The sequence below is a fragment of the Variovorax sp. YR216 genome (genome assembly GCF_900107745.1).
Taxonomy (GTDB): Bacteria; Pseudomonadota; Gammaproteobacteria; order Burkholderiales; family Burkholderiaceae_C; genus Variovorax.
This window is the reverse complement of record NZ_FNRO01000003.1, coordinates 1-20,206: the sequence shown is the minus strand read 5'-3', so window position 1 is coordinate 20,206 and position 20,206 is coordinate 1. Positions and strand designations below refer to the sequence as shown.

28 protein-coding genes and 1 pseudogene are annotated in these 20,206 nt (G+C 66.0%); 5 read left to right on the top strand and 24 right to left on the bottom strand.

Translation table 11 applies throughout. From position 1 onward, the window contains the following. The first annotated feature begins 81 nt into the window (after nt 1-81). Both BLW05_RS09905 and BLW05_RS09900 read left to right on the top strand, forming a co-directional pair. A complete protein-coding gene (locus tag BLW05_RS09905; protein WP_093162224.1) occupies nt 82-1,041 on the top strand; it encodes an AraC-like ligand-binding domain-containing protein in 960 nt (319 codons plus the stop codon). Nucleotides 1,042-1,044: 3 nt separating this feature from the next. After that, the gene (locus tag BLW05_RS09900; protein WP_093162222.1) at nt 1,045-2,727 is read left to right on the top strand and encodes a SulP family inorganic anion transporter; all 1,683 of its coding nucleotides are present in this window, start codon (nt 1,045-1,047) and stop codon (nt 2,725-2,727) included. Here BLW05_RS09900 and BLW05_RS09895 read toward each other — a convergent pair. The 8 genes from BLW05_RS09895 to BLW05_RS09860 all read right to left on the bottom strand — a co-directional run bounded on the left by BLW05_RS09895 (nt 2,708) and on the right by BLW05_RS09860 (nt 9,069). After that, nucleotides 2,708-3,991 carry a HAMP domain-containing sensor histidine kinase gene (locus BLW05_RS09895; protein WP_093162221.1) on the bottom strand — a complete coding sequence of 428 codons (1,284 nt, stop codon included), beginning with the start codon at nt 3,989-3,991 and terminating at the stop codon, nt 2,708-2,710. The two genes, BLW05_RS09900 and BLW05_RS09895, sit on opposite strands and share 20 nt — an antisense overlap. Continuing rightward, nucleotides 3,988-4,674 carry a response regulator transcription factor gene (locus BLW05_RS09890; RefSeq protein ID WP_093162219.1) on the bottom strand — a complete coding sequence of 229 codons (687 nt, stop codon included), beginning with the start codon at nt 4,672-4,674 and terminating at the stop codon, nt 3,988-3,990. Before BLW05_RS09890 ends, BLW05_RS09895 begins: the two co-directional genes overlap by 4 nt. A gap of 30 nt (nt 4,675-4,704) precedes the next feature. After that, nucleotides 4,705-5,211, bottom strand: coding sequence for a DUF4260 domain-containing protein (locus BLW05_RS09885; RefSeq protein WP_093162218.1), 507 nt, complete (start codon nt 5,209-5,211; stop codon nt 4,705-4,707). Continuing rightward, nucleotides 5,208-5,669 (bottom strand): Spy/CpxP family protein refolding chaperone, encoded by a 462-nt coding sequence (locus BLW05_RS09880; protein WP_093162216.1) that lies wholly within the window; start codon nt 5,667-5,669, stop codon nt 5,208-5,210. The genes BLW05_RS09885 and BLW05_RS09880 overlap by 4 nt, the downstream gene beginning before the upstream one ends. 119 nt (nt 5,670-5,788) lie before the next feature. Then, on the bottom strand, nt 5,789-7,591 hold the full coding sequence (gene ptsP / locus BLW05_RS09875) for a phosphoenolpyruvate--protein phosphotransferase (protein ID WP_093162215.1): 1,803 nt from the start codon (nt 7,589-7,591) through the stop codon (nt 5,789-5,791). Between the two features lie 159 nt (nt 7,592-7,750). After that, the gene (locus BLW05_RS09870) at nt 7,751-8,020 is read right to left on the bottom strand and encodes an HPr family phosphocarrier protein (RefSeq protein ID WP_093162213.1); all 270 of its coding nucleotides are present in this window, start codon (nt 8,018-8,020) and stop codon (nt 7,751-7,753) included. Further along, the gene (locus BLW05_RS09865; RefSeq protein WP_093162212.1) at nt 7,989-8,444 is read right to left on the bottom strand and encodes a PTS sugar transporter subunit IIA; all 456 of its coding nucleotides are present in this window, start codon (nt 8,442-8,444) and stop codon (nt 7,989-7,991) included. Before BLW05_RS09865 ends, BLW05_RS09870 begins: the two co-directional genes overlap by 32 nt. 79 nt (nt 8,445-8,523) lie before the next feature. Further along, nucleotides 8,524-9,069, bottom strand: a complete 546-nt coding sequence (locus BLW05_RS09860) for a hypothetical protein (protein ID WP_093162210.1) — start codon at nt 9,067-9,069, stop codon at nt 8,524-8,526. 95 nt (nt 9,070-9,164) lie between these two features. On the opposite strand from BLW05_RS09860, the gene BLW05_RS09855 reads away from it, so the two are divergent. Continuing rightward, a complete protein-coding gene (locus tag BLW05_RS09855) occupies nt 9,165-9,662 on the top strand; it encodes a TlpA disulfide reductase family protein (protein WP_093162209.1) in 498 nt (165 codons plus the stop codon). A 118-nt stretch (nt 9,663-9,780) separates the two neighbouring features. Here BLW05_RS09855 and BLW05_RS09850 read toward each other — a convergent pair whose 3' ends face one another. Further along, on the bottom strand, nt 9,781-10,227 hold the full coding sequence (locus BLW05_RS09850) for a c-type cytochrome (RefSeq protein ID WP_093162207.1): 447 nt from the start codon (nt 10,225-10,227) through the stop codon (nt 9,781-9,783). 155 nt (nt 10,228-10,382) lie between these two features. Between BLW05_RS09850 and BLW05_RS09845 the strand changes: the two genes are divergently transcribed. Then, nucleotides 10,383-11,096, top strand: coding sequence for a cytochrome b/b6 domain-containing protein (locus BLW05_RS09845; RefSeq protein ID WP_093162206.1), 714 nt, complete (start codon nt 10,383-10,385; stop codon nt 11,094-11,096). Next, nucleotides 11,093-11,674, top strand: coding sequence for a GNAT family N-acetyltransferase (locus BLW05_RS09840; protein WP_093162204.1), 582 nt, complete (start codon nt 11,093-11,095; stop codon nt 11,672-11,674). Before BLW05_RS09845 ends, BLW05_RS09840 begins: the two co-directional genes overlap by 4 nt. 13 nt (nt 11,675-11,687) lie before the next feature. Here the strand turns inward: BLW05_RS09840 and BLW05_RS09835 are convergent, their stop codons facing one another. From BLW05_RS09835 to tuf, 15 genes and pseudogenes are all read right to left on the bottom strand, one after another. Next, nucleotides 11,688-12,194 (bottom strand): peroxiredoxin, encoded by a 507-nt coding sequence (locus BLW05_RS09835; RefSeq protein ID WP_093162203.1) that lies wholly within the window; start codon nt 12,192-12,194, stop codon nt 11,688-11,690. Nucleotides 12,195-12,265: 71 nt separating this feature from the next. Further along, on the bottom strand, nt 12,266-12,535 hold the full coding sequence (gene rpsQ / locus BLW05_RS09830) for a 30S ribosomal protein S17 (RefSeq protein ID WP_093162201.1): 270 nt from the start codon (nt 12,533-12,535) through the stop codon (nt 12,266-12,268). 9 nt (nt 12,536-12,544) lie between these two features. After that, on the bottom strand, nt 12,545-12,790 hold the full coding sequence (rpmC, locus tag BLW05_RS09825; protein ID WP_093162199.1) for a 50S ribosomal protein L29: 246 nt from the start codon (nt 12,788-12,790) through the stop codon (nt 12,545-12,547). Nucleotides 12,791-12,804: 14 nt separating this feature from the next. Then, nucleotides 12,805-13,221, bottom strand: a complete 417-nt coding sequence (rplP, locus tag BLW05_RS09820) for a 50S ribosomal protein L16 (RefSeq protein WP_028250943.1) — start codon at nt 13,219-13,221, stop codon at nt 12,805-12,807. Between the two features lie 28 nt (nt 13,222-13,249). Further along, on the bottom strand, nt 13,250-14,149 hold the full coding sequence (gene rpsC, locus BLW05_RS09815; RefSeq protein WP_093162198.1) for a 30S ribosomal protein S3: 900 nt from the start codon (nt 14,147-14,149) through the stop codon (nt 13,250-13,252). Between the two features lie 15 nt (nt 14,150-14,164). Next, on the bottom strand, nt 14,165-14,497 hold the full coding sequence (gene rplV, locus BLW05_RS09810; RefSeq protein ID WP_019657678.1) for a 50S ribosomal protein L22: 333 nt from the start codon (nt 14,495-14,497) through the stop codon (nt 14,165-14,167). Between the two features lie 9 nt (nt 14,498-14,506). Further along, complete coding sequence (rpsS, locus tag BLW05_RS09805) at nt 14,507-14,785, bottom strand: 30S ribosomal protein S19 (RefSeq protein WP_007838132.1); 279 nt, start codon at nt 14,783-14,785, stop codon at nt 14,507-14,509. 10 nt (nt 14,786-14,795) lie between these two features. Further along, a complete protein-coding gene (rplB, locus tag BLW05_RS09800; protein ID WP_093162196.1) occupies nt 14,796-15,620 on the bottom strand; it encodes a 50S ribosomal protein L2 in 825 nt (274 codons plus the stop codon). A 2-nt stretch (nt 15,621-15,622) separates the two neighbouring features. Beyond that, a complete protein-coding gene (gene rplW / locus BLW05_RS09795; RefSeq protein ID WP_093162195.1) occupies nt 15,623-15,958 on the bottom strand; it encodes a 50S ribosomal protein L23 in 336 nt (111 codons plus the stop codon). Continuing rightward, the gene (gene rplD / locus BLW05_RS09790; protein WP_093162193.1) at nt 15,955-16,575 is read right to left on the bottom strand and encodes a 50S ribosomal protein L4; all 621 of its coding nucleotides are present in this window, start codon (nt 16,573-16,575) and stop codon (nt 15,955-15,957) included. Before rplD ends, rplW begins: the two co-directional genes overlap by 4 nt. Next, complete coding sequence (gene rplC, locus BLW05_RS09785) at nt 16,575-17,255, bottom strand: 50S ribosomal protein L3 (protein ID WP_093162192.1); 681 nt, start codon at nt 17,253-17,255, stop codon at nt 16,575-16,577. Before rplC ends, rplD begins: the two co-directional genes overlap by 1 nt. A 203-nt stretch (nt 17,256-17,458) precedes the next feature. Then, nucleotides 17,459-17,992 carry a hypothetical protein gene (locus BLW05_RS09780; RefSeq protein ID WP_143044807.1) on the bottom strand — a complete coding sequence of 178 codons (534 nt, stop codon included), beginning with the start codon at nt 17,990-17,992 and terminating at the stop codon, nt 17,459-17,461. Beyond that, nucleotides 17,989-19,557: a hypothetical protein gene (locus tag BLW05_RS09775; protein WP_256330154.1), complete on the bottom strand. Its 1,569-nt coding sequence runs from the start codon at nt 19,555-19,557 to the stop codon at nt 17,989-17,991. The genes BLW05_RS09780 and BLW05_RS09775 overlap by 4 nt, the downstream gene beginning before the upstream one ends. A gap of 156 nt (nt 19,558-19,713) precedes the next feature. Beyond that, entirely contained in the window at nt 19,714-20,028 is a 315-nt protein-coding gene (gene rpsJ / locus BLW05_RS09770; RefSeq protein WP_028250951.1) for a 30S ribosomal protein S10, read from the bottom strand. A gap of 28 nt (nt 20,029-20,056) precedes the next feature. Further along, nucleotides 20,057-20,206 (bottom strand): annotated as a pseudogene (gene tuf, locus BLW05_RS09765) (elongation factor Tu); the annotation flags it as partial.

The following is a 20,206-nucleotide window of genomic DNA, read 5'->3' as shown; positions in this document are numbered from 1 at the left end:
GCGCACGGCGCTAGTGGTTAACCCGCAAGCCTTGCGGCGATCCCCGCGCCGGAAAATAGGCGGGCTTTCAAACACGGATCCATGGCCGCCTCCTCTCTCCTGTCGACCGACGAAGTGCCCTCGCGCGAACGCGCGCCGGTGTGGCGCGACTGGGTGTGGCGCCATTTCGGCGGGCTCGAATCCGACCTGTACGGCGACACCGAATTCGACGGCCACCTCGCCGCATCGCACGCGGGCGACGTCATCCTGACGCGGCTCGAAGCCAACCGCCACCGCGTGCTGCGCACCCGGCAGATGGCGCGGGCGAGCGAAGCGCCTTACCTGAAGATCGTCGCGCCGTGGCAAGGCTCGGCGGAAGTCGTCCAGTGCGGACGCGCGGCGGCGGTACGCGCTGGCGGCTGGACGCTCTACGACACCACCAGCGACTACACCGTCGCCAATCCGGAACGCAGCGACCACCTGATCGTGATGCTGCCCAAGGACCAGATCGCCGCCGCGGGCCTGCCGCTCGGCGACCTCGTCGCGCGACGCATCGGCGGCGGCAGCGGCATCTCGCGCGTGGCGCTGGAAACCATGCGCAACACCTACCAGGAGCTGCCCTGCATGAGCGAGGCCGCAGCGCGCGGCGCGGGTGATCTGATCGTACAGCTCGTGCGGCTGTCGCTGATGGAACTGGCCGGCCAGGACACGCCGCGCACGCAGCGCGAAGCCTTGAAGGACCGCATCCGGCGCCATGTCGCGCAGCACCTGCACGACCCGGCCCTGTCGATCGAAGCGATCGCGCAGTCGCTGCGCTGCAGCAAGCGGCTCCTTCACAACGCCTTCGCGGGTGACGACGACACGCTGACCGGCTACATCCTTCAGCAGCGGCTCGCCGCGTGCATCCGCGACCTCCAGGATCCGGCGAATGCGACGCGGTCGATCACCGACATCGCGCTGGCTTCGGGCTTTTGCAACCTCTCGCACTTCAGCCGGGTGTTTCGCGAGCACACCGGCGGCAGCCCGAGCGAGTTCAGGCAGCAGGCGCGGCGCGGAGCCTGAGGCGTGGGCGCGCCGTCCACGCCCCGCCCCTTTCGCGCAGCCGATTGGGTGGCCGGCCTGTCGATCGCCGGGCTGCTGCTGCCCGAGGCCGTGGCCTATTCGGGCATTGCAGGGCTGCCGCCACAGGCGGGCGTGATCGCGCTGCTCGTGGGCCTGTTCATCTACGGCGTGCTCGGCAGCAGCCGTTTCGCGATCGTCTCGGCCACCTCATCGTCCGCCGCCGTGCTGCTGGCGGCCACCACCTCGGCCGCGCAGGGCGATGTCGCGATGCGGCTGGCGCTCGGCACGGGCATCGTCGTGCTCACCGGCGCGTTCTTCCTGATTGCCGCCGCGGCGCGGCTCGGCGCCGTGTCCAACCTGATTGCCAAGCCGGTGCTGCGCGGCTTCGCGCTGGGCCTGGCGCTGACCATCGTGGTCAAGCAGATCCCCAAGGTGGTCGACGTGCAGACGGCGCACTCAGATTTCCTGCGGCTGTCGTGGGAACTGATCGCGAGCTTCGGCCGCTGGAACCTCGCGGGACTCGCAATGGCAGCGACCGGTGTGGCGTTGCTGCAGGGTCTGGGCCGTTGGCGAGCGACCCGCGCCGTGCCGGCGGCGCTGCTGGTGATCGCGGCGGGCATCGCGCTCGACCTGGCCGGCCTGTGCCGGCAATGGGGCATCGACGCGGTGGGCCCCATCGATTTCAGGCTGGCTCCGCCGAGCCTGCCGACGCTTTCGCGCGAGATGTGGCTGCGCATGGGCGAGCTGGCCTTTGCGATGGCGCTGATCCTCTATGCGGAGTCGTACGGATCGATCCGCACTTTCGCGCTGCGGCATGGCGACCGCATCTCTGCCGACCGCGATCTGCTGGCGCTCGGCGCGGCCAATCTCGCCTCGGGCCTGTTCCACGGCATGCCGGTCGGCGCGGGCTTTTCCGCCACCTCGGCCAACGAAGCCGCCGGCGCCCAGACCCGGGCGGCCGGATTGATCGCGGGCGGCGTGGTCCTGCTGGCGGCCATCGCGCTGCTGCCGTGGATCGCCCACACGCCCGAACCGCTGCTCGCGGCCATCGTGATTCATGCGGTCGGGCACATGCTGAACCCGGGCAGCCTGCGACCCTATTTCTCGTGGCGGCGCGACCGGCTGGTCGCGCTCGTGGCCTTCGTCGCGGTGCTGCTCCTGGGCGTCCTGGACGGCCTGCTGACCGCCATCGGCGTCAGCCTGCTGCTTCTGCTGCGGGGGATGTCGAGCGCCCGCGTGAGCTGGCTCGGCCGGCTCGACGACGGTCACGACTTCGTCGACATCGCTCGACACCCCGAAGCGCAGGTGCCGGCCGGCATGCTGATCGCGCGGCCCGAGACATCCCTTTTCTTCGGCAACGTCGAAGCGGTGTTCGCCACGATCCGGTCGCAGCTGAGGCAGGTGCGAGACCTCGATCACGTGGTGCTGAGTCTCGAGGAATCGGCCGACCTCGACGGCACGAGCATCGAAGCCCTGTGCGACTTCGCGGCCCATGTCCGCCAGCGCGGCGCCCAACTGACACTCGCCCGCGTGAAGGACACGGTGCGCGACCTGCTCGAACAGGTGCGATCCGAGGATCTGCCGCCCAGCGCCTATGCGGCCTGGAGCGTCGACGACGCGGTGCAGCAGGCCGGGCAGCGCACGGGCGGTGCTGCAGCAGACACGGTCACGCCAGTACTGCTGTGACCGCGAGTCCTGGCTCGGCGTTGCGCACCGAGAGCCGGCCGCCGTGCGCTTCGGCCACCAGCCGGCACAGGTACATCCCGAGCCCGACGCCGCCGGTCGCACGCTGGCGAGCACCGTCGGTGCGGTAGAAGGGCTCGGTCAGGCGGTCGAGCTGGGCCGCATCGACGCCCGGGCCGAAATCGCGCACTTCGAGTTCGACGCCCTGCCCCGCGCGGCGCAATGTCAGCTGCGGCGGCTGCGCGCTGTCGGCGCCGTGGCGCAGCGCGTTGTCGAGCAGGTTGCGCACCAGCAGGCGGATGCGCGAGCGGTCCAGCGAGAGCGCCGGCAGATCGGCCGGCGCGTCGATGGCGACGCGCTCGCCGCCGTCCAGCTCGCCAGCCACTTCGCGCACCAGCGCGGCGAGATCGACCGGTTCGCGGTGCAGCGCCGCATGCGGGCTCGCGAGCCGCTCGCTTTCGAGCAGGTCGCTGATCAGGTCGCGCATCTCCGCCAGGTCGCGCAGCAGCGCGGCACGCTCGGTGGCGCCTTCGGGCGTCGCCGGCAGCAGCTCGGCATTGAGCCGCGCACGGGTGAGCGGCGAGCGCAGTTCGTGGCTGAGGGCCAGCAGCAGCGCCCGCTTGGCATCGAGCATGCCCTGGATGTCGCGCGCCATGGTGTTGATGCGCAACGCGAGGTCGCCCAGCTCGTCGCGCCGGCGCAGCGGGATCGGCGTATCGAAAGCACCTCGTCCGAAACGCTCGGCGCCCGCCCGGATATCGTCCAGCGGCCGCAATAGCCGGCGCACATAGGCATAGGCCAGCACGATCAGCCCCAGAAGCAGCGCGAGCGTCATCCAGCCGATGCCCTGCGGTTCGCGCTGCCAGGGCAGCGTGCCGAGTCCGAAGGTGACGCGATGGCCGTCGGCGGTGGTGCGGCTGAGCCAGTCGCCACGCGCGCCGAAACCGTAGCGGCGGCGATCCGGATGCGAGTCCCAGTTCACTGTCGGGCCTTCGATGCGGATGGAGATCGGCAGCCGCGTGACCAGCGCCTTCGCGCGCTCGACGTCCGGCGGCGTGCCGAGGTCGGCGACGAGGCGGTCGAGGTAGTCGGTCACGATCGGCCGCGCGGCATCGCGCCAGCCGCTGGAAAAGGCGTGCTGCATGCCGCCGAGGAACACCGCCGTCATCGCCAGCGCGAGCAGCACGAACACGGTGATGAGCCGGACCCGCAGCGAATGGCCCCAGCGATGACGCCAGTGCGCGGGCCGTCCGTGGCGACGCCTCATGGCCCGCTCTTGCCCACCGCGAGCGTGTAGCCTGCGTTGCGCAGCGTCTTGATGCAGTCCAGCGGCTCGAGCTTCTTGCGCAGCCGGCTGATGACGATGTCGACCGCGCGGGTGTAGAGCTCGGCCTCGTGGCCGCGAAGGCGGTTGAGGATGTCGTCCCGGCTCCAGACCTTGCCGGGCGGGTCGGCGAGCAGTGCGAGCAGCTCGAATTCAGTGCCGGTCAGCTCGACGCGCTCGCCGTGGCGCAGCACCTCGCGCTTGTCGAGGTCGATCGACAGTCCGTCGAACTCCCTGCGTTGCGCCGGCTGCGCGGGCGGCGCGCTGCGCTGGCGCCGCAGGATGGTCTGCACGCGCGCCACGAGCTCGCGCGGCTCGAAGGGCTTCGGCAGGTAGTCGTCGGCACCGAGTTCGAGCCCGACCACGCGGTCCATCACTTCGCCGCGCGCGGTCAGCATCACGATGGGAATGTCGCTCTCCTTGCGGATCTCGCGGCAGAGCGCAAAGCCGTCCATCTCCGGCAGCATCACGTCGAGGATCGCGGCGTCATAGCTGCCGGCGCGCAGCTTCGCGAGGCCGTCGCTGGGGCGCGTGGTGCTCTCCAGCACGTAGTCGAAGCGCGCGAAGTAGCTCGCGAGCGGCGCGCCCAGGTGCTCGTCGTCGTCGATCAGCAGGATGCGTGGCATTCGGGCATTGTGCATACGCCGGTCACGGCTTCACCACGGATCGGTCGGCCCGATGCGGCCGAGATGCGTGGCCGCGAAGCCCGAGGCGTACTTCAACCCGTAGCCCAGCATGCGGTCGAAGCCGATGTGCGCGCACCAGATCAGGCCCACCGCGAGCGCGACGGGCATGTCGGCCAAGGCGCCAAGCGCCAGCAGCGCGACCGGACCGACGTACGAATGCGCGAGGTTGTAGACCGCCGCGCCGGTGCGCGCGCCTGCCAGGTAGCCGAGGAACGACAGATCGGGCAGCAGGAACAGCATCGCGAAGGCGCCCCAGCCGGCGCCGAGGTCCGCATAGGCGGCGACCGAGGCGAGCAGAACCGCGAGGCCTTCGAGACGCAGCACGGCACGCACACCGCCGGAGGCCGCTCCGGCCGGCGCGTCCGATTCCCTTTCCAGGGGGCCGCCGCGCAGGGCCGCTCCCAAGCGGCCGGCCCGCCCCCGGTAGGGGGTTGGCGAAGCGACACGCAGTGCGCGCAGCCTGGGGGCGAGCCTCATCCCCGGCCCCAGCGGCGTCCGCGATCCATGAAGTCACGCACCTTCTGCTGCTGCTCCGGATTGAGGCTGTCGAAGAAGTCGGCCGCCGCGGCGATGACCTCGGGGCTGCCGGCCTGAATGGCGGCGGTCTTGTCCTCGACGAGTTTCTTCGCGCGCTCCTGGTCGAGCTTGGCGCCGGCGAACAGCGCACGGAATTCGGCGCGCGGATCGCCGCCGCCACGCAGCGCGGCGCGCTGGGCCTGGATCTTTTCGCTCAAGGTCGCGAGCTTGGCTTTCTGCGTGGCATCGAGTTCGAGCTTGCTGCTCACGCGCTCGACCATGCGTGCACGGAACTCGGCGCGGTCCTGCTCGGAGGCGTTGTGCCAGCCGCCATGGCGATAGCCGCAACCGGTGAGGCTGCCGGCGACCAGCGCCGCACCGGCGAGGCCGAAGAGGGATCGTTTGAACCAGGGTTTCATGAGCGTCTTCCTTGCGTTGCGATCGGGGACCGATCGGAAGACTCCATGCTCGCGGCGAGTCACCGCGAAGTCCTTTCGCGGCGGTTTCGCTGTGTTTCGTTTTATTGCGACGCGGCGATCTATCGGGCCAGCGCGGCCGCGGGATCCTCGGCATCCACGACTTCACGCGCCCACGCTTCGAGCTTGCTGACGTCGGCGCGCAGCACTTCCTGCTTGACGGCCAGGATCTGCGAGGGATGCATCGAGAAGCTGCGCAGGCCGAGCCCGAGCAGCAGGCGCGTGAACACCACGTCACCGGCCATTTCGCCGCAGACGCTCACGCCCTTGCCCTGCCGGCGGCACTCGGCGATGGTGTCGGCCACCAGCCGAAGCACCGCGGGATGCGCAGGGTCGTAGAGGTGCGCCACCGATTCGTCGGCGCGGTCGATCGCGAGCGTGTACTGAATCAGGTCGTTGGTGCCGATCGACAAGAAGTCGAAGTACTTGAGGAAGGTGCGCAGCGTGAGCGCCGCCGCGGGAATCTCGATCATCGCGCCGACCTTGACGTGGCCGTAGGCGACGCCACGGTTGTCCAGCTCGGCGCGCGCGAAGTCGATGAGCGACAGCGTCTGCCGGATCTCGCTCACGTGCGCGAGCATCGGGATCAGCAGGTGGATCTCGCCGTGTGCCGCGGCGCGAAGAATGGCGCGCAACTGCGTCAGGAACATCGCCGGGTCGGCCAGGCTCCAGCGAATCGCGCGCAGGCCGAGCGCGGGGTTCAGGTGGGCATCGTCACGCACCGACTTTCCGTCGAGTGGCTTGTCCGCGCCGACGTCGATGGTGCGGATCGTGACCGGCATGCCCTGCATGCCATCGATCGCGCGCCGGTACGCCTCGTACTGCTCGTCCTCGTCGGGCAGCCGCGTCTTGCGCTGCGACTCGCGGCCCATGAAGAGAAATTCGCTACGGAAGAGGCCCACGCCGACCGCGCCCGCCTTGACGGCGCCGAGCGTGTCTTCGGGCATCTCGATGTTGGCGAGCAGGTCGACGCGCTGGCCGTCGAGCGTGACGGCCGGCTTGTGCCGCAGCCTCGACAGCCGCCCGCGCTCGAGGTCGCCCTGGCGCTGCTTGAAGCCGTACTCGGCAAGGATGATCGGCGAGGGATCGACGATCACCACGCCGGCATCGCCATCGATGATGACCCAGTCGTCCTGCCGCACCAGCTGGCTCGCGCTGCGCGCGCCGACCACCGCCGGGATGTCCATGCTGCGCGCGACGATGGCCGTGTGCGACGTACGCCCGCCCACGTCGGTAACGAAGCCGGCGAACACGCTCTTCTTGAACTGCAGCATGTCGGCCGGCGAGAGATCGTGCGCGATGAGCACCAGCGGTGCGTCGAAGGCCTCGCCGGCGGTCGGGTCGGCATGGTCCCCGTCGTCGTGTTCGGCGGCCCGCTTGCGGCGCGGGGGCGGCGGCGCCAGGACCGCGGCCGTACCTTTCATCCGGTGGAGAAGGCGTTCGACCACCTGCTCGAGGTCGGCCTTGCGCTCGCGCAGGTATTCGTCCTCCATCTCGTCGAACTGCCGTGCGACGATTTCGAGCTGGGTGGTCAGCGCCCATTCGGCGTTGTACAGGCGCTCGACGATCCAGTGCTTGACGCCGGTGGTGAGCACTTCGTCCTGCAGCAGCATCTGGTGCACGTCGAGCAGCGCGGAAAGCTCGTGCGGCGCGTCGTTGGGGCCCATCAGCGCAACGCTGGCCTGCAGCTTCTGCAGCTCCTCGGCCACCCCGTTGCGCGCCACGCGCACGCGGTCGATCTCGGTCTCGACCTCTTCGGGCTTGATGAAGTAATGCGCGACGTCGATCCGGCTCGACACGACGAGCACCGCCCGCCCGATGGCAATGCCACGCGCAACCGGAAGACCGTGGATCGAGAATGTCATGTCAGTAACCCGCTGCGATCAGTGCGCCCCAATCCCCCCGGCCGCGCAGCAGGCCCGTTCGCAGGCACCCGCGGAACCGGCTCGGCCGGGCCGCCGGGTGCGCCCCCTTGAGGGGGGAGGCGGCTACACGAAGTGAGCAAGCAACGGGGGTGGGCTTCATCACTCTCCTTCGCCGAACTTGTCGTTCATGAGCGCGACGATGGCATCGAGCGCCTCCTGCTCGCGCTCGCCATTGGTCTCGACGTCCACCGTCACGCCGAGGCCGGCGGCCAGCATCATCACGCCCATGATGCTCTTGGCATTGACGCGGCGGTCACCGCGCGCCAGCCAGACTTCGCAGGGATAGCTCCCCGCGAGCTTGGTGAGTTTTGCCGAGGCGCGCGCGTGCAGGCCCAGCTTATTGCTGATGGTCACGGATGTCTTGATCACTGTGCTTTCTTCTTGCCTGGTTCTGGGGAGCGGTGACTGCGACTTGCATGACACCCGCGGTACCGCCGGTGAGCGCGCGCTGCACCAGGGTCTCGAGCGGTTCGTTGCGATAGCTCACCGCGCGCAGCAGCATCGGCAGATTGACCCCCGCCACGAGCCGCGAGCGGACGCCGTCGACGAGCTTCTGCGCGACATTGCAGGGCGTCGCGCCGAACACGTCGGCCAGCACGAGCACCTGCGAGCGCGGCGAGCGCTGGAGCTGCGCCAGGGTGATGCGTGCCGCCGCGAGGGTTTCGTCCGGCGACACATTGGGCAGCACATCGAGCGCCGAGATCGACGACTCGCAATCGGGAAACACATGCAGCGCGCATTGCCGCAACGCATTCGCGAGCGGCACGTGGGCGATGATGAAGATGCTGTTCATGCGGGGCGATCTGCTGCTTGCCGATTATGCGGGGGCATCCATGAAAGAGGTTCCGTTCGCTTGGCTTGATTTTTCACGCTCACGGGATATGGAACCCTTCAAAGAACGTCGCGACGGCTTCCGTCGATGACGGGGCGCCCGAGACAGTTGCCTGGTAGATCGACGCACTGCCGTCCGGGCGGTGATGGGCAAACCAGAGGACGTGCGTGGCGGCTGCGCGTGCAGCGGCGTCGGCACCTTGGGTGTCGAGGCGGGCCGGCGCAGGCGAGGAGGCAGCCCGGGCGAGGACCGCCGGCGACTCCACCACGGGCACGTCGCCCAGCTGGCTGCGCGTCGCCGCGTGCCAGGCGCGCAGCCAGTTCTCGGCCTGTTCAGTGCTCTGCGCACGCGCATGAGCCACCGCAAAAGTCGCGCCGCCTGCCTTGCATCCCGCCATCTCGACAGGGATCGATCCGGCGCCGATCGGGAGGTCCCGCGTCGCTCGCTCAGGCTTGCAGGGCAGCAGCGCGATCACTCCCGCGTCGCCGATGGGGACTTCACGCCAGTTGAAGGTGGGGCTGCAGGCGGCGAGTGCGGCCGCTGCTGCGACGAGCATGGCTCGGCCCGAGCGGGAGGGGGTTGACATGGAAAGGTCATTATCGAACCCGGTCGACCGCCGGACGGCAACGCGCGTTCTGCGCGGCGGAACTAAAATCACGCCCAGTCATCTGCTCGTTCATCATGAAGAAGTTCATCCCCGTTGCCTTTCTGGCCGTTGCCTTGGCTGTTGGCGCGGGCGTCTACCTGAACACCGGCGCTTCCGCAGCCCCGGCTTCGACCTTCGTCCTGCTCGATGGCAGCAAGAAGAGCACCGAGGACCTCAAAGGCAAGGTGACGCTGGTCAACTTCTGGGCGACGAGTTGTGTCACCTGCGTCGCGGAGATGCCCAAGGTGATCGCCACGTACGACAAGTACAAGGGCCAGGGCTACGACACGCTGGCCGTCGCGATGAGCTACGACCCGCCGGCCTATGTCGTCAACTTCGCCGAAACGCGCAAGCTGCCGTTCAAGGTGGCGATCGACAACACCGGCGCGGTGGCAGAGGCCTGGGGCGACGTGAAGCTCACGCCGACCACCTACGTCGTCAACAAGCGCGGCGAGATCGTGAAGCGCTATGTCGGCGAACCCGACTTCGCCGAACTCCACAAGCTGATCGAGAAGCTCCTGGCCGAAGCCTGAACCGCCCCGCGCGGCCGCTCCCCCTTCCAGAAACACCGTGGCACCGGCTTCGCCGGGCCACTGGTATTGCCCGCGGTAGGGTTGGCGGCTACACGAAGTGAGCAAGCCTGGGGGCGAGCTACCTGTTCCTGAAGTTGTCGTGGCACGACTTGCAGGTCTCGCCCAACGGGCCCATGGCGGCTTTCAGTGCATCGACATTCCCGGCTTTTGCGGCGACGAGCAGCTTGTCGGTGTCGGCCATGAGGCGCTCGCTCAGTTCCTTGAACTTGGCCTGTTCCTTCCAGATTTCGGGCTTCGCCTTGCCGCCTTCGGTGCCCGGGGCAAAACCGGCCCACGGGAGCCTGGAGATCTGCGTGACCACTTCGGCGTTCGCCACGGCCGCAGCGGCATCGTAGGGCGCCCGGCCGCTGGCCATGGCGCCGAGGCGTGCCACCTGCTGACTCTGAATGAACATCGCACTCTGGCGGTACTTGATCGCGTCCTCGGTCTTCGCGAACTGAGCGTGGGACGACATGGCGTAGGCAGTGCAGAGAATTGCGAGCGCAGGCGTGACAAGACGTTTCATTTGAACCCTTGTTGTTGTTGTGGATGCATCGCGGGTACGGTGCCGCGGCAAGGTAAGGGATTTGGCGGCAGGCGAGATTAGAGAGAACCCGCAGGACTGGGCACCCCCGAAGTTTGCTAATCTGCGCATCCCGCAGCATGCGCCCACCGCAACCCATGACCGCTTCCCTCGAGCCCGCGAGATGCCGCCCGGGGCCGGACAACGCCGGCGCGCTGCCGGTGCGTGTGTGGGATCTGCCGACGCGGCTGTTCCACTGGTCACTGGCGCTCACGGTGGTCTGCTCGCTCGCAACTGGATTCGGCGGGGTGATGGAATGGCATTTCCGCTTCGGCTACGCGGCACTGTCGCTGCTGCTGTTCCGGGTGATCTGGGGCTTCATCGGCGGGCGCTGGTCGCGTTTTTCCGCCTTCATTTATGCGCCGCGCTCACTCCTGGCCTACCTCCGGGGCCAGGCGCATCCGGATCATCTGGTCGGGCATACGCCGCTGGGTGCGCTGTCGGTCTTCGCGCTGCTCGTCGTCCTGATCGCGCAGGTGTCGACCGGGCTCGTCGCCGACGATGAGATCTCGGCATCGGGCCCGCTGACACGGTTCGTTCCCGCCGCCGTCGTGAGTCTTGCGAGCGGCTGGCATGTGAACTTCGGGAAGTGGATCGTGATCGCGCTGGTGAGCGTGCACATCCTGGCCGTGTTGTTTTATGTGCGGGTGAAGCGCCAGCAATTGGTTCGGCCCATGATCGACGGCGACAAATGCGTTGCTGCCGAAGCCGCCGCTTCGAGCCGTGACGATGCGGGCTCGAGAGCGCTCGCGTTGGTGGTCGTCATCATCTGCAGCGGCTTTGCTGCCTGGATTGCCTCGCTGCGCCTATGAGTCATTCGACGTCGCGTCCGCTGCCACTGGCGGACATGCCCGAGATCGTGCTGCTCACGCCCGACGAGGCGCACGAGCTTGACGCCACCCGCGCCATCCTCCGTGACTACGCAGCCTCACTGGGAATCGATCTCGGCTTTCAGCATTTCGAGGAAGAACTGGCGGCCCTCCCGGGCGAATACGCTGAACCGCGGGGCGCGCTGCTGCTGGCGCTGGTCAGCACCGCGGACACGGCCGTGCCGGTCAACGCTCAGCCGCTGCAACGGGCCAATGGCGGCCTTGCACATGTCGCGGGCTGCTGTGCGCTGCGCCCGCTGGATTCGGCCGACTACACCAACGCCGCGGAAATGAAGCGCCTGTATGTGCGGCCCGAATTCCGCGGTATCGGACTGGGGCGGCAGTTGGCCGAGGCCATCCTGGATGCGGCGCGCGGCGCCGGGTATGCGTGCGTGCTGCTCGACACGCTCGACGACATGGAATCGGCGCGGGCACTCTACGAAGACCTGGGCTTCGTCGAAGTGCCGCCCTACTACCACAACCCGATTGCCGGGTCGCACTACCTCAAGGCAGAGCTTTAGCGCTCCCCCAGCCTCAGCCCTTTGCTTGAGCGAGCAGCGTATCCGCGTCGCTCACCTCGAACTTGCCAGGCGCCTCCACATTGAGCGAAGCAACCTTGCCATCCTTCACCAGCATCGAGTAACGGTTGCTGCGCACACCCATGCCGCGCGCAGTCAGGTCGAGCGTCAGCCCGGTGGCATTCGCGAACACGCCGCTGCCGTCAGCCAGCATGCGAACCTTGCCGGCGGTCTTCTGATCGCGAGCCCAAGCGCCCATCACGAAGGCGTCGTTCACGCTGACGCACCAGATCTCGTCCACGCCGGCGGACTTGAAATCGTCGAAGTGCTGGACGTAGCCGGGAACATGTTTGGCGGAGCAGGTCGGCGTGAAGGCGCCGGGAAGCGCGAACAGCGCGATCGTCTTGCCGGCCGTTGCCTTGGTCACGTCGACGGGGTTCGGGCCGATGCTGCAGCCCTCGCCTTCAACTTCCGAGTATTCCTGCAGCGTTGCGGAAGGAAGTGTGTCGCCAACTTTGATCATGTGAAGTGCTCCTGAAAAAGAAAAACGGCCCACATTGTGGGCCGCTTTTGCGTTGGCTGCTTCGCCGGAGATCAGACCAGGGCGGCCTTCTCGACCAGGCGGGTCACAACCCAGTTCTTCGTCTTCGAGATCGGACGGCTTTCCGTGATCTCGATGATGTCGCCGAGCTTGTACTCGCCCTTTTCGTCATGGGCGTGGTACTTGCTCGTCTTGGCGACGATCTTGCCGTAGAGCTCGTGCTTCACGCGACGCTCGACCAGAACGGTCACGGTCTTCGCGCGCTTGTCGCTGACCACCTTGCCAATCAAGGTGCGCTTGAGGGACTTTTTAGCTTCCGTCATGGTCACTCCTTACTTGGCGGCTTCTTGCTGCTTCTGAGCAAGAATGGTCTTCGCACGTGCGATGTCACGACGGGTGACGCGCAGCGTTGCGACGTTCGACAGTTGTTGCGTGGCCTTCTGCATGCGCAGGCCGAAATGGGCCTTCTGCAGATCCTTGATTTCGGCTTGCAGGCCGGCAACATCCTTGTTGCGCAGCTCAGCGGCCTTCGACGTCTTGGCGGTTGCCGCGGCGTCCTTCTTCTTACGTGTTGCCATGGTGTTCTCCTCGATCAGGCGCCGAGCTGGCGTGCGACGAAGGTCGTGCGCAGCGGGAGCTTGGCAGCGGCCAGACGGAAGGCCTCGCGAGCGAGTTCTTCGGGAACGCCGACGATCTCGTAGATCACCTTGCCGGGCTGGATTTCGGCGACGTAGTACTCGGGGTTGCCCTTGCCGTTACCCATCCGCACTTCTGCGGGCTTGTGGGAGATCGGCTTGTCGGGGAACACACGAATCCAGATGCGGCCACCGCGCTTCACGTGACGCGAGATCGCGCGACGAGCGGCTTCGATCTGGCGTGCCGTCAGGCGGCCGCGGTCGATCGACTTCAGACCGAAATCACCGAACGAAACCGCGTTGCCGCGGGTCGCGATGCCGGTGTTGCGGCCCTTTTGTTCCTTGCGGAACTTTCTGCGTGCAGGTTGCAGCATGTTTGTTACTCCGTAGTTCTAAGACCGATCACTCGGTCTTGGCACCGTCCGCTGCTGCAGCGGGCGCGGCTTTGCGGACGCGCTTAACGGCGGGTTTCGAGTCTGCACCGCCGGCTTCTGCGGGCTTGTCGCTGCCATCGGCCGGAGCGGTGTTGCCACCGATCGGGCCACGGGCACCGGCGCGCGGGCCACGGCGGTCAGAGCCGGGACGGTCGCCACCAGGACGGCCATCGCGACGCGGGCCACGTGGGCGACGCTCTTCTTCAGGACGCGGCGTTTCGACGGCCGGCAGGTCGTTGCGACCCAGCGTGTCGCCCTTGTAGACCCAGACCTTGACGCCGATGACGCCGTAGGTGGTCTTGGCTTCCGAGGTGCCGTAGTCGATGTCGGCGCGCAGCGTGTGAAGCGGCACGCGACCTTCGCGGTACCACTCGGTACGCGCGATTTCGATGCCGTTCAGGCGACCGGCCGACATGATCTTGATGCCCTGGGCACCCAGACGCATGGCGTTCTGCATCGCACGCTTCATGGCGCGGCGGAACATGATCCGCTTCTCGAGCTGCTGCGTGATGCTGTCGGCGATCAATTGGGCATCGATTTCGGGCTTGCGCACTTCTTCGATGTTGACCGCGACCGGCACGCCGAGCTGGCGACCGAGTTCACGCTTGAGGTTCTCGATGTCTTCGCCCTTCTTGCCGATCACGACGCCCGGACGTGCCGAGTAGATCGTGATGCGGGCGTTCTTGGCGGGACGCTCGATCAGCACGCGCGAAACGGATGCGTTCTTGAGCTTCTTCTTCAGGTACTCGCGCACCTTGATGTCTTCGGCCAGCATGCCGGCGAAGTCGCGGTTGCTTGCGTACCAGCGGCTGGACCAGTTACGGCTGACCGCGAGGCGGAAGCCGGTTGGGTGGATTTTCTGTCCCATATTTCTGCCAGCCTGTTAGTTGCCAACCGTCACGTACACATGGCACGTGGGCTTGCTGATGCGATTGCCGCGACCCTTGGCGCGCGCGGTGAAGCGCTTGAGCGTGGCGCCTTGCTCGACGTAGATGGTCTTGACCTTCAGTTCGTCGATGTCGGCACCGTCGTTGTGCTCGGCGTTGGCGATGGCCGACTCGAGCACCTTCTTGACGATCACAGCGGCCTTCTTCTGCGTGAATTGCAGGATGTTGAGCGCTTGATCGACCTTCTTGCCGCGGATCAGGTCGGCGACCAGACGGCCCTTATCGACCGAAAGGCGGACGCCGCGGAGGACTGCACGTGTTTCAGACATGGTCGTTCCTTACTTCTTCTGGACTTTCTTGTCCGCGGGGTGCCCCTTGAACGTGCGCGTGAGCGCAAATTCGCCGAGCTTGTGGCCAACCATCTGGTCGGTGATGTAGACAGGCACGTGCTGCTTGCCGTTGTGCACGGCGATGGTCAGGCCGATGAACTCGGGCAGGACCATCGAGCGACGCGACCAGGTCTTGATCGGCTTCTTGTCCTTGGTCGTCACAGCCTTGTCGGCCTTGGCCACGAGGTGGTGGTCGACGAACGGACCCTTCTTGAGAGAGCGAGTCATTTGCTATCCCTTACTTCTTGCGACGCGACACGATGAAGACCTGCGTGCGCTTGTTGTTACGGGTGCGATAACCCTTGGTCAGGTTGCCCCACGGGTCGACAGGATGGCGGCCTTCGCCGGTCTTGCCTTCGCCACCACCGTGCGGGTGGTCGACCGGGTTCATCACCACGCCGCGAACGGTCGGGCGGATGCCCATCCAGCGCTTCACACCGGCCTTGCCGAGCTGGCGCAGGCTGTGTTCTTCGTTGGCGACTTCACCGATGGTCGCGCGGCACTCGACGTGCACGCGGCGGACTTCGCCCGAACGCATGCGGACCTGGGCGTAGACGCCTTCACGGGCCAGCAGCGTGGCCGAGGTACCGGCCGAGCGGGCGATCTGCGCGCCCTTGCCAGGCTGCAGCTCGATGCAGTGGATCGTCGAACCCACGGGAATGTTGCGGATCGGCAGCGTGTTGCCGGCGCGGATCGGGGCTTCCGAACCGCTCAGCAGCGTGGCACCGGCTTCCAGACCGCGCGGGGCGATGATGTAGCGGCGCTCGCCGTCGGCGTAGCACACCAGCGCGATGTGGGCGGTGCGATTCGGGTCGTACTCGATGCGTTCGACCTTGGCCGGGATGCCGTCCTTGTTGCGCACGAAGTCCACCACGCGGTAGTGGTGCTTGTGGCCACCGCCCTTGTGACGGGTCGTGATGTGACCGTTATTGTTGCGGCCGGCCTTCTGGAATTGCGATTCCAGCAGCGGCGCGTGCGGTGCACCCTTGTAGAGGTGATCGCGCGAAATCTTCACTGCGCCGCGTTGGCCCGGCGAAGTGGGTTTCTGCTTGATGACGGCCATGATTAAGCGCCTTCCCCGACGAGGTTGAGCTCTTGACCGGCCTTCAGCGTCACATAGGCCTTGCGAACGTTGTCGCGGCGGCCGACGGACTTGCCGAAGCGCTTGGTCTTGCCCTTGGTATTGAGCACCGACACGCCCTGGACTTCGACCTTGAACATCAGTTCGACAGCCGCCTTGATCTCAGGCTTGGTGGCGTCCTGCAGCACCTTGAAGGTGACTGCGTTCGATTTCTCGCCAACCATCGTGGCCTTTTCGGACACGATCGGGGCGACCAGCACGTTCATCAGGCGACCTTCGTCGAACTGACGCTGTGCGGGAGTAGGGTTCATGCGGCTCATGCGAACATCTCCTTGAGCTTGTCGACGGCACCCTTGGTGACCAGCACCTTCTTGTAGTGGACCAGCGAAACCGGATCGGCGTAACGCGGCTCGACCACGAGCACGTTCACCAGGTTGCGCGATGCCAGGTACAGGTTCTCGTCGACTTCCTCGGCGATCACGAGCACGGACTCGAGATTCATCGCCTTGAACTTGGCGGCCAGCGCCTTGGTCTTGTGCGAATCGACCTTGATCGAATCGACCACAGCCAGACGGCCTTCGCGAGCGAGTTGCGAGAAGATCGACGCCATGCCGGCGCGGTACATCTTCTTGTTGATCTTCTGCGTGAAGTTTTCGTCAGGCATGTTCGGGAAGATGCGGCCGCCCCCACGCCACAGCGGCGAGGAAGTCATACCGGCACGGGCGCGGCCCGTTCCCTTTTGCTTGAACGGCTTCTTGGTCGAGTGCTTGACCTGCTCGCGGTCCTTCTGGGCGCGCGTGCCTTGACGTGCATTGGCCTGGTAGGCAACAACGATCTGGTGAACCAGGTCTTCGTTGAAGTCACGGCCGAACACGGTTTCCGGCGCGTCGTACTTCGACGCGGCCTGGCCTTGTTCGTTCAGGAGTTCGAGTTCCATTACTTCGCTCCTTCTGCGGCTTGCGGCTTGGCCTTGATGGCCGGACGCACGGTGACAAAGCCACCCTTCGAGCCCGGAATCGCACCCTTGATCAGGAGCAACTGACGCGCTTCGTCGATACGGATCACATCGAGGTTCTGGGTCGTCACGGTGGCGTCGCCCAGGTGGCCCGTCATGCGCTTGCCCGGAAACACGCGACCCGGATCCTGTGCCATGCCGATGGAGCCAGGAACGTTGTGCGAACGGCTGTTACCGTGCGACGCGCGCTGCGAAGCCATGTTGTGGCGCTTGATCGTGCCGGCATAGCCCTTGCCGATCGAGGTGCCTTGCACATCGACCTTCTGGCCCACGGCGAACACGCTGCCCACGGCGATGGCGCTGCCAGCCTGATGCTGGGCAGCGGCGTCGGCCGTCACACGGAATTCGCGGACGATTTCGCCAGCTTCGACGCCCGCCTTGGCGAGGTGACCGGCTTGGGGCTTGGTCACGCGCGAAGCCTTGCGCGAACCGAACGTCACTTGCAGTGCGACGTAGCCATCGTTCTCTTGGGACTTGATCTGGGTCACGCGGTTGTTGGACACATCCACCACCGTGACGGGAACTGCATCCCCGTCATCGGTGAAGAGACGCATCATCCCCACCTTGCGGCCCAGCAACCCGAGGGAGTTGCTCAGACTCATTGGTTTTCTCCAAAACTTCCGCCGCTGCCACTTCAATTGGCGACAGCGTTTGGTGTACGAAAGAAGGTTGATAAAGTTCTGCGCAAATCCCCTTTTCGAGACCCCTTCGAGGCGACTCTCAAGGCGCAATTTAGGCAGAGCCGGCGATTATATCCCGGCCTATGCAGTCTCTGCAACTACGCGCAGCAGCCCGAGGAGAGCCGCTACTTCACCTGCATCGAGCGGATTCTTTCGCCGTCCGGTGATTGCTTGAGATCACTGGCGGGCGATTGCGCAGGGGTCTTCCCCACCTGGATAGGGATCGACGTCGCGCTGGTCGCGCCGTACTGGGTCGTGAATACATGGACATAGCCGATGCCTTCCGCGGTCGGCGTCACGTCGATCGTCAAAGTCGTAGCGGCCCCGGCCGGCAGCGCGACCGTTGTCGCGGTCGCCCCGAGCGCCACGCCGCCCTCTGCCTGCAGACGAAGCGAAGCGCCCGCCGGATCCGTCACGCCGTCCAGGGTCAGGACGACCGACGTGGCGGCACCGACCCGGGGCGTTCCCTCGACCCGATACTTGACCGCGACGCCGGAGCCGTTCGCCTTCATCGGTGCAGTTGTCATGGCGGCGCGCCCGGCGGCCTTCTTCTCGGTCTTGCCGGAATCGGCGCAGGCGTTCGTGAGTGGAAGGAGCGCCAGCGTCAGCAACGCAGCCGTGCACGCGCGGGCGCTTTGTCGTGCAACCGACGCGATCATTGGATGGTGACGGTAAAACATGTCGGTGTCTGCGCCGATGGCGAGGCCGCCGTCGACTGGGAAGTGTTGTTGAAGTCGGTAATCACTAGAACGCTTTCGCCCGCCGGAAGGGCGACAACGGCCGTTTCGCTGGAACCCAGTCCGTCGGACGCGGCAATCTGGCCACCGTGGTAGACCACGAAATCCGGGTCCGTTGCCGAAGTGCCAGTGACGGCGATGGTGTAGTTGCCGCCAGTGGGAACGGTGAACCTCAGATAGGCGAAATTCCCGAGCTTGTTCCCGGTGCCGGCCTGATTGATCACACAAGCCGAATTGGACGCACCGGGCGTTGCCTGGTTGTACATCGGCAGTGCGGTGGAGACGCCGCCACTGTTCGTCTCCGATCCGCCGAAAGGATCCGCCACGGGACTGATCGACTGGCCGCTCAGCAGGGCATTCAGGTTCGAGGCGTTTGCCGGGGCAACCGCATAGAAGGCCGCCGCAAAGGGGTGGATGGACGTCACCGCGGTCCCGCTCTTGAACGAGCCGGTCATCGTGTTGTGGATCGCCTTGAATCCGATCTGGCTATTGAGATTCCAGAGGATCGAATGAATGGAAGCCTCGCGATACCAGCCCGCGCCCGAACTGAATCCGGCAGCCAGGTTCACGTTCGAACCCGATGCCTGCCCCGCGCCCACTGAGTCGGTGTAATTGCTTCGCTCGAGCGCGATCCCCGACCATGCATTGCCCCAGCCCTCCGAGAAGGCGACGCGCCGGTCGAGGAGGTCGTTCATCGAATGACTTCCTCCCGGTGAATCGTCGCGACTGAATGCGGATTGGTAGTAGTGACCCCACTCGTGCGCGATCACCGAAGCATCGTACTCATCGGTGTCCACGCCTTCCTTGCCGAGCACGTAGATGGCACGGCCGTCGCTTGCGTTGCTGAAGAAGGTCGTCCCGATCTGGCCGACGGCCGGATTGCTCCCGCCCGGAACGTTGTTCACGCTCCAGAAGACGCGCAGCGACGGAAATGCGGTCGAGGGCGCCACCGAGAGTACCTTGGCCTGGGCCGTGTAGACCGTATCCAGGAGTGCAAACGGCCCGGCGACGCGAGCTGATCCATAGCTCGATCCACCCCATCCGGACGGCGCATGGATGTCTCTCGTGAGAGATGCGGCGATGCCCGATGAAAACGCCGGGGTTTCCATCGCATAGATGGCATTCGAGTTGGTGTTGTCACGGACCGTGACGTCCCAACTGGGCCCGGCGCCGCTTTGCGACATCTGCGCCTTCACGCGCACGATCAAGCCCGTGCTCGGGGGCACCGTCACTGAATACGCACCGTTGGCGTCAGTCGTCGTCGAGGCCACGAGCGTCAAACCGCTCAGGACGTCGACCGCTGCGCCGCGGATCGGCTTGGATGTCGTCGCGGCATAGACGAGCGCCCCGGTTTCATTGGGAACCGAGTCATACGTCGCAGTGCCACTGAGCGTGACGGAGCTGACCGCCGTCGGCAGGAAGACGCCACCTCCGCCGCCGCCACCTCCGCCGCACCCCCCCAGAAGCACCAACGCCACGGACGCCACGACCAATTGCCAATACGTTCTGTAACTCATCCCTGCGCCCCTAGAGGATCTCGACGGCCGGTTGCCGTGCCTTTCTAGGATGCCATATTCGGCCCCACAAAAGAGAAAGCCCGCTCGCATTTCTGCGAACGGGCTCTCATGGCTGCGGGAAAACTCTTACTGCAGCTTGATCTCGACGTCCACGCCGGCCGGCAGGTCGAGCTTCATGAGCGCGTCCACCGTCTTGTCCGTCGGATCGACGATGTCCATCAGGCGCTGGTGCGTGCGGATCTCGAACTGGTCGCGGCTCGTCTTGTTGACGTGCGGCGAGCGCAGGATGTCGAAACGCTTCATGCGGGTCGGCAGGGGCACCGGGCCCTTGACGATGGCGCCGGTACGCTTGGCGGTATCGACGATCTCGGCGGCCGATTGATCGATCAGCTTGTAGTCGAACGCCTTCAGGCGGATGCGGATTTTTTGCTTGGTGGCCATGTTGATTCCTTCCTAGCTAGCGTTCGAATCAGATGTCGAGGATCTTGGCGACGACGCCCGAACCCACGGTGCGGCCGCCTTCGCGGATCGCGAAGCGCAGACCTTCTTCCATGGCGATCGGAGCGATCAGCTTGACCGTGATCGACACGTTGTCGCCGGGCATGACCATTTCCTTGTC

Coding starts and splice junctions, on each gene's coding strand:
- BLW05_RS09905 (WP_093162224.1), top strand. CDS start 82: ATGGCCGCCTCCTCTCTCCTGTCGACCGACGAAGTGCCCTCGCGCGAA.
- BLW05_RS09895 (WP_093162221.1), bottom strand. CDS start 3,991: ATGAGGCGTCGCCACGGACGGCCCGCGCACTGGCGTCATCGCTGGGGC.
- BLW05_RS09890 (WP_093162219.1), bottom strand. CDS start 4,674: ATGCCACGCATCCTGCTGATCGACGACGACGAGCACCTGGGCGCGCCG.
- BLW05_RS09885 (WP_093162218.1), bottom strand. CDS start 5,211: ATGAGGCTCGCCCCCAGGCTGCGCGCACTGCGTGTCGCTTCGCCAACC.
- BLW05_RS09880 (WP_093162216.1), bottom strand. CDS start 5,669: ATGAAACCCTGGTTCAAACGATCCCTCTTCGGCCTCGCCGGTGCGGCG.
- ptsP (WP_093162215.1), bottom strand. CDS start 7,591: ATGACATTCTCGATCCACGGTCTTCCGGTTGCGCGTGGCATTGCCATC.
- BLW05_RS09865 (WP_093162212.1), bottom strand. CDS start 8,444: ATGAACAGCATCTTCATCATCGCCCACGTGCCGCTCGCGAATGCGTTG.
- BLW05_RS09860 (WP_093162210.1), bottom strand. CDS start 9,069: ATGTCAACCCCCTCCCGCTCGGGCCGAGCCATGCTCGTCGCAGCAGCG.
- BLW05_RS09855 (WP_093162209.1), top strand. CDS start 9,165: ATGAAGAAGTTCATCCCCGTTGCCTTTCTGGCCGTTGCCTTGGCTGTT.
- BLW05_RS09850 (WP_093162207.1), bottom strand. CDS start 10,227: ATGAAACGTCTTGTCACGCCTGCGCTCGCAATTCTCTGCACTGCCTAC.
- BLW05_RS09845 (WP_093162206.1), top strand. CDS start 10,383: ATGACCGCTTCCCTCGAGCCCGCGAGATGCCGCCCGGGGCCGGACAAC.
- BLW05_RS09840 (WP_093162204.1), top strand. CDS start 11,093: ATGAGTCATTCGACGTCGCGTCCGCTGCCACTGGCGGACATGCCCGAG.
- BLW05_RS09835 (WP_093162203.1), bottom strand. CDS start 12,194: ATGATCAAAGTTGGCGACACACTTCCTTCCGCAACGCTGCAGGAATAC.
- rpsQ (WP_093162201.1), bottom strand. CDS start 12,535: ATGACGGAAGCTAAAAAGTCCCTCAAGCGCACCTTGATTGGCAAGGTG.
- rpmC (WP_093162199.1), bottom strand. CDS start 12,790: ATGGCAACACGTAAGAAGAAGGACGCCGCGGCAACCGCCAAGACGTCG.
- rplP (WP_028250943.1), bottom strand. CDS start 13,221: ATGCTGCAACCTGCACGCAGAAAGTTCCGCAAGGAACAAAAGGGCCGC.
- rpsC (WP_093162198.1), bottom strand. CDS start 14,149: ATGGGACAGAAAATCCACCCAACCGGCTTCCGCCTCGCGGTCAGCCGT.
- rplV (WP_019657678.1), bottom strand. CDS start 14,497: ATGTCTGAAACACGTGCAGTCCTCCGCGGCGTCCGCCTTTCGGTCGAT.
- rpsS (WP_007838132.1), bottom strand. CDS start 14,785: ATGACTCGCTCTCTCAAGAAGGGTCCGTTCGTCGACCACCACCTCGTG.
- rplB (WP_093162196.1), bottom strand. CDS start 15,620: ATGGCCGTCATCAAGCAGAAACCCACTTCGCCGGGCCAACGCGGCGCA.
- rplW (WP_093162195.1), bottom strand. CDS start 15,958: ATGAGCCGCATGAACCCTACTCCCGCACAGCGTCAGTTCGACGAAGGT.
- rplD (WP_093162193.1), bottom strand. CDS start 16,575: ATGGAACTCGAACTCCTGAACGAACAAGGCCAGGCCGCGTCGAAGTAC.
- rplC (WP_093162192.1), bottom strand. CDS start 17,255: ATGAGTCTGAGCAACTCCCTCGGGTTGCTGGGCCGCAAGGTGGGGATG.
- BLW05_RS09780 (WP_143044807.1), bottom strand. CDS start 17,992: ATGATCGCGTCGGTTGCACGACAAAGCGCCCGCGCGTGCACGGCTGCG.
- rpsJ (WP_028250951.1), bottom strand. CDS start 20,028: ATGGCCACCAAGCAAAAAATCCGCATCCGCCTGAAGGCGTTCGACTAC.